Genomic DNA, 16,919 nt, shown 5'->3' on the forward strand with positions numbered 1-16,919 from the left:
TGAGACAGGAGAGGTCAAGGTGAACTATCCTGGAAGCGCCGGTTTTCTGTCTGGGGATGCTGGGAGGCGGGCTGGAAGGGAAGAGAAGAGGCGGACGAGACGTCGGCGATCCCAGCCGGTGCGATTCCGGCGGGAATCTTTCCGGCATTGCGAGGGAGACACCGCGGCTGGGACCGCGGACGTCTCGTCCGCCTCTTCAGGCATCAATACGCCGCCGCCGACCACGTTGTCGGCCGGCATGGTCCCTGATCTCGTCGAGCAGGGTGCTCAGATGCGGCAGCAGCGGATTGTCCGTGGTCGCGGCCTCGAGCAGCAGGACTTTCAGATCGGCCGCTTCCCTGGCGAGGTCAACGCCGTCTTCGCGGCTGAGGATCCAGGCCAGCAGGAGGGTTCTGGCCTGCTCCTCCGGCAAGGCCGGACCGTCGTCCCGTGTGGCTTTCAGGATAGAATGCACGATGGCGGAATCGACATCGACGGTGTTGTGCGTGGCAATCGTCATCTCAGGCCTCGATCTCGATGCGGCCAAGCGGCCTCGTGCAGCAGGCCAGCACGAGGCCGGCGGCGATTTCCTCCTCGCGAATGCCGCCCTGGTGGGTCATCGCGGTCTCCCCCGACAGGCATTGCACCTTGCAGGTGCCGCACAGGCCCATGGTGCAGCCGGTCGGAATGTTGAGGCCGGCGCTGCGGGCGAGCTGGAGAATGGTGTCGCGGCTGGAGGCCGGCACCTCGATGCCGGACTTGGTGAACGCCACGCTGGCTTCGCCGGCGAGCGCCTCGTCCATACCGATGTCCTCTGCCGGCGCTTCGGCCGGCTGGAAGCTCTCCTCATGATAGCGGCGCATGTCGTAGCCATTGGCTTCGAGCATGTCCTTGACCGCAGCCATGAAGGGGGCGGGACCGCAGCAGAACACTTCGCGTTCCCTGAAGTCCGGTGCGATCAGGCGCAGCGCCGGGGCGTTGAGCCGACCCTGGAAACCGCTCCAGGCCTCTTGAGCTTCTGTTTCCTCCACGATCCAGGCGAGGCGCAGGCGCGGCATGCGCCCGGCCATGCGCTCCAGTTCCTGCCGGAAGATGATCTCGCTCGGCCGGCGCGCGCAATTGACGAAAGCGATATCGGTGGCGGCGCCGTAATCCTCGGCAAACCGGGTCATCGACATCATCGGCGTGATGCCCGAGCCAGCCGAGATGAAGAGGTATTTCTCCGCCGGATGACGATGGAAGCTGAACTGTCCGAGCGGGCCATAGGCCTTCAGCCGCGTGCCAGGCTTGAGATTGTCCAGCATCCAGCGTGTGCCGATGCTCGAGGCCTGGGCCTTTGCGGTGACGCTGATCGAGAGCGGGCGGGACGGACTGGATGACAGCGTATAGGTGCGCAGCACCGGTCCCGTCTCGGCCGGGATCTCCAGCGTGATGAACTGGCCGGGCTCATAGCGAAACCAGCCCTGCTCGGCGGCGCGGAAGGTGAAGGTCGCGACATCGCGACCCTCATGGATGATCGAAACGCATTCGAGCGCCTGGCTCTGGTCGTTCCAGGGCGGCGTTTCGTCGATATGCCTGAACTTCGCCAGGGCTGCGGAGGACGACGGCATGGTGTCTACCCTTGTATATATCGGTTTCGCAAGCACCCTCTCCGGCTGGGGAGGCGGGTGGTCCGGATAGAATTAGGATGTGTCTTGGGGAGCGCGACCTTCGTCATTGCCGGGCTTGATCCGGCAATCCAGCTGCGAACCCGATTGCGCTGGTGGCTTCCGGATAGCCGGATCAAGCCCGGCTATGACAAACTGGAACGCTCCCCACCTGAATGGACTATGGGGACGCTAGGCCACGCTGCGCAGGCGGACGCCGTCGCCACCGAGCGCGGCTTCCATGGCGTTGCGATACCACTCGACGAACTGCATTACGCCGCCCTCGTGCTCGGGCGCGTAGGGGCCGGGCGTGTAGACGGGCGAGGAGACGCCGAGCTGGTTCTCCTCGACGATCTGGCGGTCCTGGTCGTTGGTCATCTGCCAGACATGGGTGAGTTCATCGAGGTCGTAGTCGACGCCCTCGACGGCATCCTTGTGTACCAGCCATTTGGTGGTGACCTGGGTTTCCCTCGGCCCGATCGGAAGCACGCGGAAGCTGACCGCATGGTCGCCCAGCACGTGGTTCCAGGTGGTGGGGTAGTGGAAGAGCAGGAGGGCGCCGATATTACCTTCCTCGATCGTCGGGCTGAGCGGTCGCTGTACGGCCGGCTTGCCGGACATCGTGTAGCTGACGGCATTGCGCAGCAGCGGCATGCGCGCCATGCGGAACTGGCCGTCACCGGAAATGCTGAAAGTGCTGGGCAGGCCGGCTTCCTCGCAGCGTCGCCAATGCTGGCCGATGAGCGGATCCTTGTCGGCACCCTGCACGCCCGTCACCGTCGGGGCCTCGGGGAAGGTGCGGCAAAGCTCGGGATGGTTGCCCGCGCAATGATAGCACTCGCGGTTGTTCTCCCAGACCAGCTTCCAATTGCCTTTTTCGACGATGGTGCTTTCGAAGGCGACCTTGGCGTTCTTCAGGCCATGCGGAGCCAGATAGGGCATGGTGCCGGCCCGGAAGGTCTCGAAATCGGGCGCCTCCTTGGCGAGGCAGATCCAGATATAGCCGGCCACGCTCTCGCAATGGACAGGCTTGAGCCCGTATTGCGTCGCGTCGAAGCCCGGCCCCATGTCGCGGGCGAACAGCAGGCGGCCGTCGAGTTCGTAGGTCCATTGATGATAGGGGCAGACCAGCTTGGCGACGCTGCCGCTTGCCGCTGCGCACAGGCGCGATCCGCGGTGCCGGCAGGAATTGTGAAAGGCGCGGATGGCGCCGTCGCCGGAGCGCAGCACGATCACCGGATAGTCGCCGACCTGGAGGGTGAAATAGCTGCCCGGCTTGCCAAGCTCGCAGTCATGGCCGGCGAACAGCCATTCGCGATACCAGATGTTTTCCATATCCAGCCGGAAGAACTCGGGGTCAGTGTAGAATTTGCCTTCGAGCGTGGTGCCCGGATGGTGGGCCCGGAGGCGGCCCAGCATGTCCTGATGCGCAGTCATGTCAAAATCCCGCGTGACAACCAATGCATTGACTTGGCAGCGGGATGGGAAAGCGGATCGGAGCTCTGCGCCGATGCGATGGCACAGCCGAACCTCCTTCCGGAACGCCCACCGCGTCCGTCGGTTTTCATCGGGGCTGGTTTCCGGGCTCAGGAGCGGCCTTTCGGCCCGACCGCGACGCCTTCCCAGGTCTTCCCGACCCAGTGGCACGTGCCGCGATCTTCTCCTCTACCGTTGCGGGGGCAGCGCCGGATTTGGACCGGCTTCCCAATTCTCCGGGCCGCCTTGGGAGCGGACCGGCACCTCGAATGAGGATTAGAATACATCGAGTCGGCGCGCGGACTAGAGGTGATGCGACGGATGATGGTGTGTTCAGGACATTGTTATCGAGGGTTTTAGGAGGGCAGGTCGGGAAGGGGATAGCGAATGTCCGTCATTCCCCGCATGCCTGCTAAAGAATGTACATATCTCAAGGCTTCAAGGTGAGGCGCGCTGATCCTTCCCCGACTTCGGGGAAGGTGGCGATGCGAAGCATCGACAGAAGGGGGAGAGTGGCGCAGACCAGGCTCGAAAATAGCGAGCTTGCGCCGCTCTACCCCACCCGAGCCGGCTTTGCCGGCCCACCCTCCCCGAAGTCGGGGAGGGATGGTCGCGCACTGCCTTGAAGGCTCGAGATGGGCATCTCCCTGCTCGCTTCGGGAATGATAGAGCACCAAATCCCTGCGCCTTCTCCTCGAAAGCGTGTCTTCAATCCCAGCTCAGCGCGCCGCCGTTCTGGTATTCGATGACGCGCGTCTCGAAGAAGTTCTTCTCCTTCTTCAAGTCCATCGCTTCGCTCATCCAGGGGAAGGGGTTCTCGATATCAGGGAACACCGGCATGAGGCCGAGCTGGGCGCAGCGCCTGTTGGCGATGAAATGCATATATTGTTCGCAGGACACCGCGTTGAGGCCGAGAAATCCGCGCGGCATGGTGTCCCGGCCATAGGCGGCCTCCAGTTCTGCAGCTTCGCGGATCATCTGCTGGAGATCGGCCTGGAAGGTGAGGGTCCACAGATGCGGATTCTCGATCTTGATCTGATTGATCACGTCGATGCCGAAGTTCAGATGGATGCTCTCGTCGCGCAGGATGTATTGATACTGCTCGGCGATCCCCACCATCTTGTTGCGCCGGCCGAGCGAGAGGATCTGAGCAAAGCCTGTATAGAACCACATGCCCTCGAAGATCACGTAGAAGGCGACGAGATCGCGCAGGAAGGCCTGGTCGGCGTCCGGCGTGCCGGTCTTGAAGTCGGGATCGTCGAGATGCTGGGTGTGCTTGAGGGCCCAAGCCGCCTTGTCGGTGATCGAGGGAACCTCGCGATACATGTTGAAGAGTTCGCCCTCGTCGAGCCCGAGGCTCTCGACGATATATTGGAAGGTGTGGGTGTGCACCGCCTCCTCGAAGGCCTGGCGCAGCAGATATTGCCGGCATTCGGGGTTGGTGAGGTGGCGGTAGATCGCCAGCACGATATTGTTGGCGACCAGGCTCTCGGAGGCGGCGAAGAAACCGAGATTGCGCTTGAGCATGCGCCGCTCGTCCTCGGTCAGGCCGTCACGCGACTTCCACAGCGCGATGTCGGCCTGCATCGAGACCTCGGTCGGCATCCAGTGGTTGTTGCAGCCGGCGAGATATTTCTCCCACGCCCATTTGTATTTGAGCGGCAGGAGTTGGTTCACGTCGGCGCGGGCATTGATCATCCGCTTCTCGTCGACCGTGACGCGGCCGCCCTTGCGGTCGATCGCGCCAAGGCCGCTCGCATCCGCTGCGCTCTGCGGCAGGGGAAGCTGGGTTACGGGCGAGGTGGTTTCGGACCAGTCGAGCATCGTCATCGTTTTCTTATCCTCAACCTGTCATTCCCGGCGCGGCCGAAGGCCGCGGGAAGGGAATCCTGGGGCCAAAGAGCGCATCTGCCCCTGGATTCCCTTCCCCTCGCTTCGCTAGGCCGGGAATGACAGGCTCATTCTGTCAATCTTCGAGTTACTGGCATGCTTCGCAGTCGGGATCGTGGATGGAGCAGGCCTTGCCCCAAGCCTCGGACTGCAACATGTCGGACTGCAGCGTTTCCGGCTGCGGCTCGACCAGGATCGGCGCGGCCGCCTGCGGCACCGTGGCGGAGACGGCGTTGAGCTTGCCGTCGGTGCCCTTCAGCGTCGATTTCTCGACATGGGTGGCCGACCGCGAGCGCAGGTAATAGGTCGTCTTCAGGCCGCGTTTCCAGGCGAGGCGGTAGAGCGTGTCGAGCTTCTTGCCGGAGGGGTTGGCGATATAAAGGTTGAGCGATTGGGCCTGGTCGATCCACTTCTGCCGGCGGGCCGCCGCCTCGATCAGCCAGGCGGTGTCGATCTCGAAGGCAGTGGCGTAGAGAGCCTTCAGATCCTCGGGGATGCGATCGATCTGGCCGAGGGAACCGTCGAAATATTTGAGATCGGAAATCATCACCTCGTCCCACAGGCAGCGCGCCTTGAGGTCGCGGACCAAGGCCGAGGTGACCACCGTGAAATCCCCCGACATGTTCGATTTCACGAACAGGTTCTGATAGGCCGGCTCGATCGACTGCGACACGCCGCAGATGTTGGAGATCGTCGCCGTCGGCGCGATCGCCATGGTGTTGGAATTGCGCATGCCGACCGTCTTCACGCGCTGGCGCAGCCCATCCCAGGCCAAGGTAGAGCGCCTGTCGAAGTTGGCGCCCTCGCGCGTTTCGGCCAGCAAGCCCACCGAGTCGATCGGCAGGATGCCCTGCGACCACAGCGAGCCGTCGAAGCTGGGATAGCGTCCGCGCTCGGCTGCCAGATCGACAGAAGCCGAGATGGCGTGGAACGACACCGCTTCCATGCTCTCGTCGGCGAAGCGTACGGCGGCATCGGAGGCATAGGGCAGGCGCAGGCTCTGCAGGGCGTCCTGGAAACCCATGATGCCCAAGCCGACGGGCCGGTGCCTGAGGTTGGAGCGCCGCGCCTCGGGAATGGTGTAGAAATTGATGTCGATGACGTTGTCGAGCATGCGCATCGCCGTCGTCACCGTCGCCTTGAGCTTGTCGAACATCAGCCCGTCGGCATCGACATGGGCGGCGAGGTTGACCGAGCCGAGATTGCACACGGCCACCTCGTCATGGGAGGTGTTCAGCGTGATCTCGGTGCACAGGTTCGAGGAATGCACCACGCCGATGTGCCGCTGGGGCGAGCGGATGTTGCAGGGATCCTTGAAAGTGATCCAGGGATGCCCCGTCTCAAACAGCATGGTCAGCATCTTGCGCCACAGGTCCAGGGCGCGGACCTGCCTGAAGACCTTGAGCTCGCCGCGCGCGGCGCGCGCCTCGTGCGCCTCATAGGCGGCCTTGAAGGCGGGGCCGTAGAGATCGTGCAGGTCCGGCGTTTCGTCGGGTGAGAACAGGGTCCAGGGACCGTCCTGTTCGACACGCTCCATGAACAGGTCAGGCACCCAGTTGGCGGTGTTCATGTCATGGGTGCGGCGGCGATCGTCCCCGGTGTTCTTGCGCAGATCGAGGAACTCCTCGATGTCGACATGCCAGGTCTCCAGATAGGCGCAGACCGCGCCCTTGCGCTTGCCGCCCTGGTTGACGGCGATGGCGGTGTCGTTGGCGACCTTGAGGAAGGGCACCACGCCCTGGCTCTCGCCATTGGTGCCTTTGATATGGGCGCCGAGGCCGCGCACATTGCTCCAGTCATTGCCGAGGCCGCCGGAATATTTGGCAAGCAGGGCATTGTCCTTCACCGCCTTGAAGATGCCTTCGAGATCGTCGGACACCGTGGTCAGAAAGCAGGAGGAGAGTTGGGCGCGTAGCGTGCCTGAATTGAACAGGGTGGGCGTCGAGGCCATGAAGTCGAAGGAGGAGAGAAGATCGTAGAACTCGATGGCGCGGCCTTCCCGGTCGATTTCGCGTAGGGCCAGGCCCATGGCCACGCGCATGAAGAAGGCCTGTGGCAGCTCGAAACGCGTGCCGCGAACATGCAAGAAATAGCGGTCATAGAGCGTCTGCAGGCCGAGATAGTCGAATTGCAGGTCGCGCTCGGGCTTGAGGGAGGCTGCAAGGCGGGCGAGGTCGAAGCGCCCGAGCTCCGGGTCGAGCAATTCGTTGGCGATGCCGATGCTGATATAATCGTGGAAATATTCGGCGTAGCGGCTCGCCATCTCGGCCTGCGTCGCCTGTTTGGGATGGCCTCCGACGAAGCTCAGCGCTTCGCGGCGCAGCTTGTCGTTGAGGAGCCGGGCGCTGACCTTGGCGTAATCGGGTTCCGTCTCGATCAGGGTACGGGCGGCGAGGATTGGCGCAAGCGCCAGTTCGTCCTGGCTGATGCCGTCATAGAGGTTGCGCTGGGTCGCGTTCAGCACCGTTTCGGCATGGGTGTCGGCAAGGCCTGCACAGGCCTCGCGCACCAGGGCGACAAGGCGCGTCTGGTCGAGGGGCTGCAAAGTGCCATCCGCCGTCTTCATGCGCAGGGCAGGGGCGGCGGCGACCTGTGCCTCGGCCTTGGCGGCGCGCTCCTGGGCCCGCTGTTCGCGATAGAGCACATAGGCGCGCGCCACCTTGTGGTGCTCGCCGCGCATCAGGGCGAGTTCCACCTGATCCTGGATATCCTCGATATGGAAGGTGCGGCCGGCATCGGCACGGCGGGTCAGGCCGGCGACGATCTGGGCCGTGAGCTCGGCGACGATGTCATGCACCCGGCGCGAAGCGGCGGCGCTGTTCCCCTCGACGGCGAGAAAGGCCTTGGTCAGGGCCACTGCGATCTTCGAAGCATCGAAAGGCGTGACGCCGCCATTGCGGCGAATGACCTGGTAGCCGGGTTCGGATGCCGGGGACGCCTTGTCGGCGCCGGTACCTGGAAAAGGCTTCCTTGTGGTCGTGGCAGTTTCGAGATCAAGAGACATTCGGCAAACCCCAATATGTTGGAGGCTTGGGCCGAGGAGCGCATTCCGCGCCGACGCAGGATGACGCGCCGCGAGCAAGGCGATCCGTCGGGGCACCCCGCCCGAGGAAACGATACGCATCCACAGGCAGGTCTCCTGGCTCGCGGGTCGTTGCGGACTGCCTGCCTTCCCGGGGAGGGTGGGGTAAACCCACCTCTCGGCCAGTGGCCAATCGACAGCCGCTCTCCGCTTACAGTTGCGGGGGCAGCCCCGGCTTTGCCCTAAGGCCTACCGGATTCCCTATTAGCGCCGGAGGCGAATCCGGCGACCTGTGAATACCGTATCTAGTATGCTTTGGTGCCTATCTGTCAATAGATGGTGTGTATCGCCCTTTTTTTCAATGGGGACAGAGTATGCAGGGGCACAAAATTCGTGCCCCGGCACACTTTTTCAGGCGGATGTCGCCGCCCGCGCCGGGGTGGTCTCCTCACGAAGTTGACGGGCGGCAACAACCATGTTGGCGAGAGCCGGCCGGACTTCCGCCCAGCTGCGGGTCTTCAGGCCGCAATCGGGGTTGACCCAGAGCTGGTCGCCGGCGATCCGTTCCTGCGCCTTGGTGAGGAGGTCGCGCATTTCAGCCACGCCGGGGCAGCGGGGAGAGTGGATGTCGTAGACGCCGGGGCCGATCTCGTTGGGGTAGCGATAGGCCCGGAACGCATCGAGCAGCTCCATTCTGGACCGGGCAGTCTCGATCGAGATCACATCCGCATCCAGGCCACCGACGGCATGGATGATGTCGTTGAACTCCGAGTAGCACATATGGGTGTGGATCTGGGTGGCATCGTCGACACCCGAGGAGGCAAGACGAAAACACGCGACCGCCCAGGCAAGATAGGCCTCCTTTTCGGCGTGCCTGAGGGGCAGCCCCTCGCGAATTGCCGGCTCGTCGATCTGGATGATGCGAATGCCGGCCTGTTCGAGATCCCCGACCTCGTCGCGCAAGGCGAGGGCGATCTGCCGGCAGACCTGCTCGCGTTCGATGTCGTCCCGCACGAAGGACCATTGCAGCATGGTGACCGGCCCGGTGAGCATGCCCTTGACGGGGCGCCTGGTGAGGGACTGGGCAAAGCGCGCCCAATCCACCGTCATGGGCCGGGGACGCGAGACGTCGCCATAGATGATCGGCGGGCGCACGCAGCGCGAGCCGTAGCTCTGCACCCAGCCGTGCCGGGTGAAGGCGTAGCCGGCCAGTTGCTCGCCGAAATACTGCACCATGTCGTTGCGCTCGAACTCGCCATGCACCAGCACGTCGAGGCCGATCTCTTCCTGCCAGGCGATGGCCTGCGCCGTCTCCTGGCGCAGGAAGCCGTGATAATCGGCATCGCCGATAAGACCCTTTGCATGGTCCGCGCGGGCTGTGCGCACGGCACTCGTCTGCGGGAACGAACCGATCGTTGTGGTGGGAAATGACGGCAGGCCAAGCCATTCCTGGGCGCGACGGCGTAGCGGGTAGGGATGCTGGCGTTCGTGCATGGCCGGTCTGATCGCGGCCATGCGATCGGCGACGGCCGGATTGTGTATACGATCGGATACACGGCGGGAGCCTGCGGCCGCGTCCGAGCTGCCAAGCGCTTCGCCGACGGCTTTGCGACCATCGACCAGCGCAGTCGCCAGAGTTTTGAGTTCGCCGATCTTCTGCACCGCAAAGGCGAGCCACTTGCCCAGCTCGGGGTCGAGTTCCGTTTCCAGCGCAAGGTCATAGGGCACGTGCAGCAGGGAGCAGCTGGGAGCCAGCACCACGCGATGCGCGCCGAGAGCCGCGACATCGGGCTCGATCCTGTCGAGAAGGGTGGTCAGGTCGCTGCGCCAGACATTGCGGCCGTCGATCACGCCTAGCGACAACACCTTGTCGGCGGGTGCTTCCTCGACCGCTCGCCCGAGCTGTTCCGGTGCCCTTGCCAGGTCGAGATGCAGGCCGGCTGCCGGAAGGGCGAGCGCCAGATTGAGATTGTCGCCCAGGCCGCCGAAATAGCTCGCCACCATGATCTTGAGATCGGAGACTGTACCGGCCAGGACATCGTAGGTCTGGCGCAGCGCCGTGCGTGTCCGCTCGTCGAGATCGAGCACCAGGCAGGGCTCGTCGAACTGCACCCAGTCGGCACCGGCCGCGGCCAGCCTGCGCAGGATCTCGGCATAGACGGGCAGAAGCCCGGGCAGGAGGGCGAGCGGATCGAAGCCGGCATCCTTGCCCTTGCCGAGCAGCAGATAGGTCACCGGCCCGATGAGGACGGGATGGGTGTGGAAGCCGAGCGTCGCGGCCTCCGTGAATTCGTCGATGGGCTTGGTCGAGGCGAGCTCGAAGGCCTGGCCGCGGCGAAATTCGGGAACCATGTAATGGTAGTTGGTGTCGAACCATTTGGTCATTTCGAGCGCGGGAAGCCCGCCGCCGTGGCCGCCATGGCTGCAGCCCATATTACCTCGATCATCGTGGTCGCGACCATCATGGCCGTGGCTGCCGCGCGCCATGGCGAAGTAGGTGGCAAGCGAGACCGGGCCGCCTTCCCAGCCATAGTGGCGGGGAATGGCGCCGACCGTCGCACTCATGTCGAGGACCTGGTCGTAGAGCGAGAAATCGTTGGACGGGATATGGGTGACACCGAGCAGGCTCTGCCGGGCCCAGTTGCTGGCGCGCAGCTGGGCGGCCGTCGAGAGCAGGGCGGTTTCGTCCTGCTTTCCGGCCCAGAAAGCCTCCAGGGCCGTCTTGAGTTCGCGGCGCGGACCGATGCGCGGCGTGCCGAGTGTCGAGATTGGAATGGACATGCGTGTCTCCTGCCGGTGACCGATGGGTCCCGGTTTGCGGTGAATGGAAGAGGGGAGCGGAGCAGCGGCGCGCCGTCAGGGCACGCCGCAACGCATTCGTCGTCGGGCAGCCGGATTGGCCGCGCCTTCACGCATGACGGCAGTTTGAAGCTTGAACATCGGCAGACCCCATGAAGAACTGGGGGCAAAGGCCGTACGGGAGCGCCTGACCTGCCAGGAACTCTGGCTCTGGTCACGCAACCACCGGGACACCCCGCCCGAGGACGTTTACGTTCGTCGGGGCAGGTCTCCTGGCTCACGGGTCACCGGGCCTGCCCGCCTTCCCACCCGCGAAAAGCAGGCAGTGGCATGATGAGCAAGCTCTCGCCGTCTACAGTTGCGGGGGCAGCGCCGGCATCGCACCGGCTTCCCTCTTAGCTTCCATCACGAGGATGGAAGAACCTCGACCACGCGAGCAGACGCCAAGGCACGCTGAAAGTCAAGGCTGATATAAAGACATGTTTATATAGGCATTACATCTCTGGCGAGTTGACGGCGCGGGCCGATCCGACTACGGCGTCGATGTGACGGTTCCTTTCGAGGATCAAATGGGAACGCGACGAGGGCCGATGCCCGAAGCGCGGCTGCCCCCGCAACTGTGAGCGGTGAGTTCCTGCCAGAACGGCCACTGGATCGCGATCCGGGAAGGCGGCAGGAGACGGCGATCCGCCAGCCAGGAGACCTGCCGTCAGCCGTGGTCACGCGCGACGACATCGGGCGGGGTGTTCCGATGGAAGCCGAACCGTTTGCGCCTCCGGGCATGACGGTGCGGGCCTCCTCGCGGTGACGGCCACTGGACGTCGCGACGAGGTCTGACGTGATCAATCGTTTCCCTGCAGCCGTATTGCCCGGTCTCGGGCTTGTGCTTTTGGCTTCCCTTGCCGCCTTGCCGACCCTTCCAGCCCGGGCACAGCCGGCGGCGGGCGACGAGCCGATCGAACTCGACCCCGTCGTTGTCACCGGGGCGCCGACGCCGGCCAGCCAGCTCGGCAGCGCGGTCACGGTCATCACGGCCGAGGAGATCGAGAAGGGGCAGCGCCGCACGGTAAGCGATGTGCTGGCCACCGTGCCCGGCCTCAATCTCGTGCAGGCCGGCGGTCCGGGCAGCCAGACCGCGGTGTTCATGCGCGGCTCCAACGCCAATCACGTCAAGGTGCTGATCGACGGCATCGATGTCGGCGATCCCGGCAATCCCAACGGCGCCTTCGATTTCGGCAAGTTGCTGGCAGGCGATGTGGAGCGGATCGAGGTGCTGCGCGGCCCGCAAAGCGGCCTCTGTGGCGCCGATGCCATTGGCGGGGTGATCGCCATCACCTCCAGGAAGGGATCCGGCACGCCGAAACTGACGGCCATGCTGGAAGGCGGTTCCTTCGGAACCTTCAACCAGCGCATCAGCCTGAGCGGCTCGCACTCGATGTTCAACTATGCTTTCGGCATCGACCATCTCCGTGCCACCGACACGCCGGTGACGCCGACCGACCTGCTGCCGCCCGGCCAGAGGGCCATCGGCAACCTCTATGACAACAAGGTCTATTCGGCCCGGCTCGGCGCTGATTTTACCGACAATCTCAGCGCCAGCCTGATCGCGCGCTACTCCGATTCGAAGCTCCTGTTCACCGGCGATTCCTTCACCGGGCCGAATGCCCTGCACAGTTCGCAGACTGAAGGGCTTTTCCTCACGCGTGGCGAGGTCGTTTGGCACTCGCTCGATGATCGCTATCGGACCGTCCTGGGCATCGACTATCTCAGGGATCGTCGGCGCAGCGTACCTTCTCCGGAAAACATGACGCCGCCATCGACCAGCATCGGCGAGCGCCTGAAGTTCGACCTGCGCCAGGAGGTCGCAATTACCGATGACCACAAGCTCACTCTCGGGCTGGAGCGCGAGAATTATCGCCTGCAGGCCGAAGACCTGACCGCCTCCAGCGGCAATTCGGCGGCTTTCGCTCAGCTCCAGTCCAACTGGTTCGAGAATTTCTACCTGACCTCGAACCTGCGCTACGACCGCAACGACGATTTCGGTGGCCATCTGACCTGGCGCGTCGCGCCCGCCTATACGATCGCGGCGACCGGGACCTTGCTGCGTGCGAGCTATGGCACCGGCTTCAAGGCGCCGACCCTCAGCCAACTCTATCGCGATTATCCGCCCTTCTTCTATGCCAACCGCAATCTGAAGCCCGAAGAAAGCAGCGGTTACGACGTCGGCTTCGAGCAGCCCCTGTTCGCAGACCGCCTGCGCATCGGTTCTACCTTCTATTACAACCGCATCCGCAATCTGATCGACTACAACGACACCTTCACCACCAATGTGAATGTCGGCCGGGCCACGACCTATGGCAATGAATCCTTCGTCTCGGTCCGGGTGAACCAGCAGATGTCCTTGAGAGGGGACTATACCTTCACCATCGCCCGCAACGACGTCACCGAAACAAGCTTGTTGCGCCGGCCCAGGCACAAGGCAAGCCTTGAGGTTGACTGGTCGCCGACGGAGGCGCTCAACCTGTCGGCCATGGTGCTCTATGTCGGCTCCTGGATCGACGGCAATCGCAGCTTCTCGATCCCGCGCCTAAAGGCTTCCGGCTATGCGACGGTGAATCTGGCTGCGGACTACAAGGTCAACGAGCGCGCGAGCGTGTTCGCCCGCGTCGACAACCTGCTCGACCGCCGCTACGAAACCCCGGTCGGTTTCCAGCAGCTGGGGATTGGCGTCTATGGCGGCGTCCGCCTGAGCGCTTTCTGACAGGTGATGCCCATGCACTCGGAGTTCGCCTTCAGCATGGAACGATTCCAATTGATCATAGGCAGCGGCGAGAAAAGCGACTACATCAGGGCCAAACTGGCGGCGCCCTGGCCCCGCCTCGGCTCGTCCTGATCCGGAGACCCTCTCCATGCCCGATTCCGCCTCCAATGCCCGCTATCCCCATGTTCCCCTGTTTCCCCTGGGAGCGGACGAAACGCCCTATCGCAAGCTGACCAGCGAAGGCGTGCGGGTCGAGAAGCTCGGCGGCAGCGAGATCCTGCAGGTGGATGGCGAGGCATTGCGGCTTCTGGCCGAGCAGGCCTTCATGGACATCAACCATCTCTTGCGCCCCGGCCATCTCCAGCAATTGCGCAACATCCTCGAGGATCCCGAGGCGACGGACAATGACCGCTTCGTCGCCTATGACCTGCTCAAGAACGCCAATATCGCCGCCGGCGGCGTGCTGCCCATGTGCCAGGATACCGGCACCGCCATCGTGATGGCCAAGAAGGGCCGCAAGGTCTGGACGGAGGGCGAGGACGAAGGCGCCATCGCCCAGGGCATCCGCGATGCCTATGAGAAGAAGAACCTGCGCTATTCGCAGCTGGCGCCGCTGTCGATGTTCGAGGAGAAGAACACCAAGACCAACCTGCCGGCGCAGATCGACATTTCGGCGGAAGGGGAGGAGGCCTACAAGTTCCTCTTCGTCGCCAAGGGCGGCGGTTCGGCCAACAAGACCTTCCTCTACCAGGCCACGCCTTCCATCCTGTCCAAGGATCGCCTGATCGCCTTCCTGAAGGAGAAGATCCTCACGCTCGGCACGGCAGCCTGCCCGCCCTATCACCTGGCGGTGGTGATCGGTGGCACCTCCGCCGAACTCACGCTGAAGGCGGTGAAGCTCGCTTCGGCGCGCTATCTCGACAGCCTGCCCACCGAGGGCTCCGAACTCGGCCACGCCTTCCGCGACCTCGAGCTCGAGAAGGAAGTGCACAAGCTCACCCAGTCGCTCGGCGTCGGCGCCCAGTTCGGCGGCAAGTATTTCTGCCATGACGTGCGGGTCATCCGCTTGCCGCGCCATGGCGCCAGCCTGCCGATCGGGCTCGGAGTCTCTTGCTCGGCCGATCGCCAGGCCATGGGCAAGATCACCCGCGACGGCGTCTTCCTCGAGGAGCTGGAACACAATCCGGCGCGCTTCCTGCCCGAGATCGACGAGAGCACGCTCGGCGGGGCGGTGGTGAAGATCGACCTCAACCAGCCGATGTCAAACATCCTGGAGACGCTGTCGCGCCATCCGGTGAAGACGCGCGTCTCGCTGACCGGCCCGATCATTGTGGCCCGCGACCTCGCCCATGCCAAGCTGCGCGAACGCCTGGAGGCGGGCGGCGGCCTGCCCGACTATCTCAAGAATCATCCGGTCTATTACGCCGGCCCGGCCAAGACGCCGGCCGGCTATGCCTCTGGCTCGTTCGGCCCCACCACGGCGGGGCGCATGGACAGCTATGTCGACCAGTTCCAGGCCGCGGGCGGCTCGATGGTGATGCTGGCCAAGGGCAACCGTTCCGCCCAGGTCCGCGAGGCCTGCGCCAAGCATGGCGGCTTCTATCTCGGCTCCATCGGCGGCCCCGCCGCGCGCCTCGCCCAGGACTGCATCAAGAAGGTCGAGGTATTGGAATATCCCGAACTCGGCATGGAGGCGGTGTGGCGCATCGAGGTCGAGGACTTCCCGGCCTTCATCGTCATCGATGACAAGGGCAATGACTTCTTCAAGGAACTCAACCTGGGTTGAGTTCACGCGCCTGCTTTTTCGGCGAGGCCTCTTCCTGAAAAGGGAGGGGCCTTTTTCATGCACGTTTCGCGTGCTGTTGCGAATTCGCAACTGTCATGGACAAAGCCCCTTTGTGTCAGAACGGTGACTCACCTTAACATTGTGTAATGTCTCGCCTGGGAGGAAAGCTTCGATATCGCAGTGCACAACGACTGCGCCTCTTCCGTATGCCCAATATTGCTTTGCCGGCTTGCCGAAGAGAGAGGCCCTTTTGAAAGGGTCGACTTATGAGATCGGGGTATTTCCATGTCTATTCGTGCAATTTTACTCGGCGCTGGCGCCGGATTTCTTGGCATTGCGGCCGCCTCTGCTGCAGACCTGCCGATGAGCAAGGGCGAGGCTGTCGAATATGTGAAGGTTTGTACGGCATTCGGTCCGGGCTTTTTCTATATTCCGGGCACCGACACCTGCCTGAAGATCAGCGGCCAGATCCGGGCCGACTATTGGTTTGCGCAGGCGCCCAGCAATGCCACGGGCAAGCGCAACATCAGCCAGACGCAGTTCCGGACCAATGCCCGCATCCGCTTCGATGCGCGCACTCAGACCGACTGGGGCATGCTGCGCTCCTTCTTCGAACTCCAGGCCGAGTCCAATGCTGGGGCAGCCACGCATGACACCTTCCAGGTACGCCAAGCCTATCTGCAGTTCGGCGGCCTGACGGCCGGTTACGCCTGGTCGCCCTATGCCTTCTACGACCCCAATTATCAGGCCGAGTTCTTCGCGCCCTATTTCGGCGAGCAGGGCCGGCGCAACCTGATCAGCTATACGGCGCAGTTCGACAAGGCCTATGCCACCCTGTCGATCGAAGACGGCCGTGATCATCGCGCCAATGCCTCGGTCTACGGGAACAATGTCGTGGTCAATGGCGTCACGGTTGCTGGTGGCGTCGGCGGTGCCCAGATGCCTGATATCGTCGGCGTCGTCGGCTATGACGACAACAAGAATGGCTGGGGCCGTTTCCAGGTGATGGGCGCCCTCCATCAGAACCGCAGCGCAACGGCCGGCTATAGTACGAAGTACGGTTATTCGATCGGTGTTGGCGGCAACGTCAACCTGCCGGTTCTCGAGGGTGCCTACATCGCGGCCGAAGCCAGCTACGCGGACGGCGCCGTAAAATATCTCGGCGTCGGTGGTTCCCAGCCGAATGGCTCGTCCACCCTCGGCTTCGGCGGCGTGGACGCCTACATAACCAACGGCACGATCCATGATCTCGACAGCGCCAAGGGCTTCGCCGTGCAGGGCGAGGCCGGTCTCAACGTGACCAAGAACCTGCAGGCCATTCTGTTCGGCGGCTATCTGCACTTCGACGCACCGCGCATCGCCTCCAACATCACCGACAATTTCAACTACTATGTCGTTGGCGGGCAGGTGAACTACACCGTCGTCAAGGGCTTCATTGCGGGCGCCGAAGTCTGGTACCAGAACAAAGATCCGGAAGGGCTGAACAGCAAGACGGTCGACGCCGTCGGTGCCGGCGTGCGTCTGCGCCGCACCTTCTGATCCGGCCTATACAGGTGGAAA

The 16,919-nt window shown here is 63.6% G+C and carries 9 protein-coding genes and 4 riboswitches; of the genes, 3 read left to right on the top strand and 6 right to left on the bottom strand.

Annotation, left to right across the window (positions count from 1 at the left end):
* Nucleotides 1-196: 196 nt before the first annotated feature.
* The 6 genes from U1R88_RS00715 to metE all read right to left on the bottom strand — a co-directional run bounded on the left by U1R88_RS00715 (nucleotide 197) and on the right by metE (nucleotide 10,794).
* Entirely contained in the window at nucleotides 197-499 is a 303-nt protein-coding gene (locus tag U1R88_RS00715) for a hypothetical protein (protein WP_322429555.1), read from the bottom strand.
* A gap of 1 nt (nucleotide 500) precedes the next feature.
* On the bottom strand, nucleotides 501-1,589 hold the full coding sequence (locus tag U1R88_RS00720) for an FAD-binding oxidoreductase (RefSeq protein ID WP_425545369.1): 1,089 nt from the start codon (nucleotides 1,587-1,589) through the stop codon (nucleotides 501-503).
* A 228-nt stretch (nucleotides 1,590-1,817) separates the two neighbouring features.
* On the bottom strand, nucleotides 1,818-3,062 hold the full coding sequence (locus tag U1R88_RS00725; RefSeq protein ID WP_322429556.1) for an aromatic ring-hydroxylating oxygenase subunit alpha: 1,245 nt from the start codon (nucleotides 3,060-3,062) through the stop codon (nucleotides 1,818-1,820).
* Nucleotides 3,063-3,179: 117 nt separating this feature from the next.
* A riboswitch (cobalamin riboswitch) is annotated at nucleotides 3,180-3,384 on the bottom strand.
* A 425-nt stretch (nucleotides 3,385-3,809) separates the two neighbouring features.
* The gene (locus U1R88_RS00730; RefSeq protein ID WP_322430478.1) at nucleotides 3,810-4,925 is read right to left on the bottom strand and encodes a ribonucleotide-diphosphate reductase subunit beta; all 1,116 of its coding nucleotides are present in this window, start codon (nucleotides 4,923-4,925) and stop codon (nucleotides 3,810-3,812) included.
* Between the two features lie 154 nt (nucleotides 4,926-5,079).
* Entirely contained in the window at nucleotides 5,080-7,995 is a 2,916-nt protein-coding gene (locus tag U1R88_RS00735) for a ribonucleoside-diphosphate reductase subunit alpha (RefSeq protein WP_322429557.1), read from the bottom strand.
* A 108-nt stretch (nucleotides 7,996-8,103) separates the two neighbouring features.
* A riboswitch (cobalamin riboswitch) is annotated at nucleotides 8,104-8,322 on the bottom strand.
* A 102-nt stretch (nucleotides 8,323-8,424) separates the two neighbouring features.
* Nucleotides 8,425-10,794 (bottom strand): 5-methyltetrahydropteroyltriglutamate--homocysteine S-methyltransferase, encoded by a 2,370-nt coding sequence (gene metE, locus U1R88_RS00740; RefSeq protein WP_322429558.1) that lies wholly within the window; start codon nucleotides 10,792-10,794, stop codon nucleotides 8,425-8,427.
* A 263-nt stretch (nucleotides 10,795-11,057) separates the two neighbouring features.
* Nucleotides 11,058-11,254, bottom strand: a riboswitch (cobalamin riboswitch).
* A 90-nt stretch (nucleotides 11,255-11,344) separates the two neighbouring features.
* Nucleotides 11,345-11,537, top strand: a riboswitch (cobalamin riboswitch).
* A gap of 113 nt (nucleotides 11,538-11,650) precedes the next feature.
* On the opposite strand from metE, the gene U1R88_RS00745 reads away from it, so the two are divergent.
* The 3 genes from U1R88_RS00745 (at nucleotide 11,651) to U1R88_RS00755 (ending at nucleotide 16,898) form a co-directional block, all read left to right on the top strand.
* Entirely contained in the window at nucleotides 11,651-13,573 is a 1,923-nt protein-coding gene (locus U1R88_RS00745) for a TonB-dependent receptor plug domain-containing protein (protein WP_322429559.1), read from the top strand.
* A gap of 148 nt (nucleotides 13,574-13,721) precedes the next feature.
* Entirely contained in the window at nucleotides 13,722-15,359 is a 1,638-nt protein-coding gene (locus tag U1R88_RS00750) for a fumarate hydratase (RefSeq protein WP_322429560.1), read from the top strand.
* Between the two features lie 285 nt (nucleotides 15,360-15,644).
* Nucleotides 15,645-16,898, top strand: a complete 1,254-nt coding sequence (locus U1R88_RS00755; RefSeq protein ID WP_322429561.1) for a porin — start codon at nucleotides 15,645-15,647, stop codon at nucleotides 16,896-16,898.
* The last annotated feature ends 21 nt before the right edge of the window (nucleotides 16,899-16,919 follow it).

Origin of the sequence: Labrys sedimenti (genome assembly GCF_034424805.1) — a bacterium.
Lineage (GTDB): Bacteria > Pseudomonadota > Alphaproteobacteria > Rhizobiales > Labraceae > Labrys > Labrys sedimenti.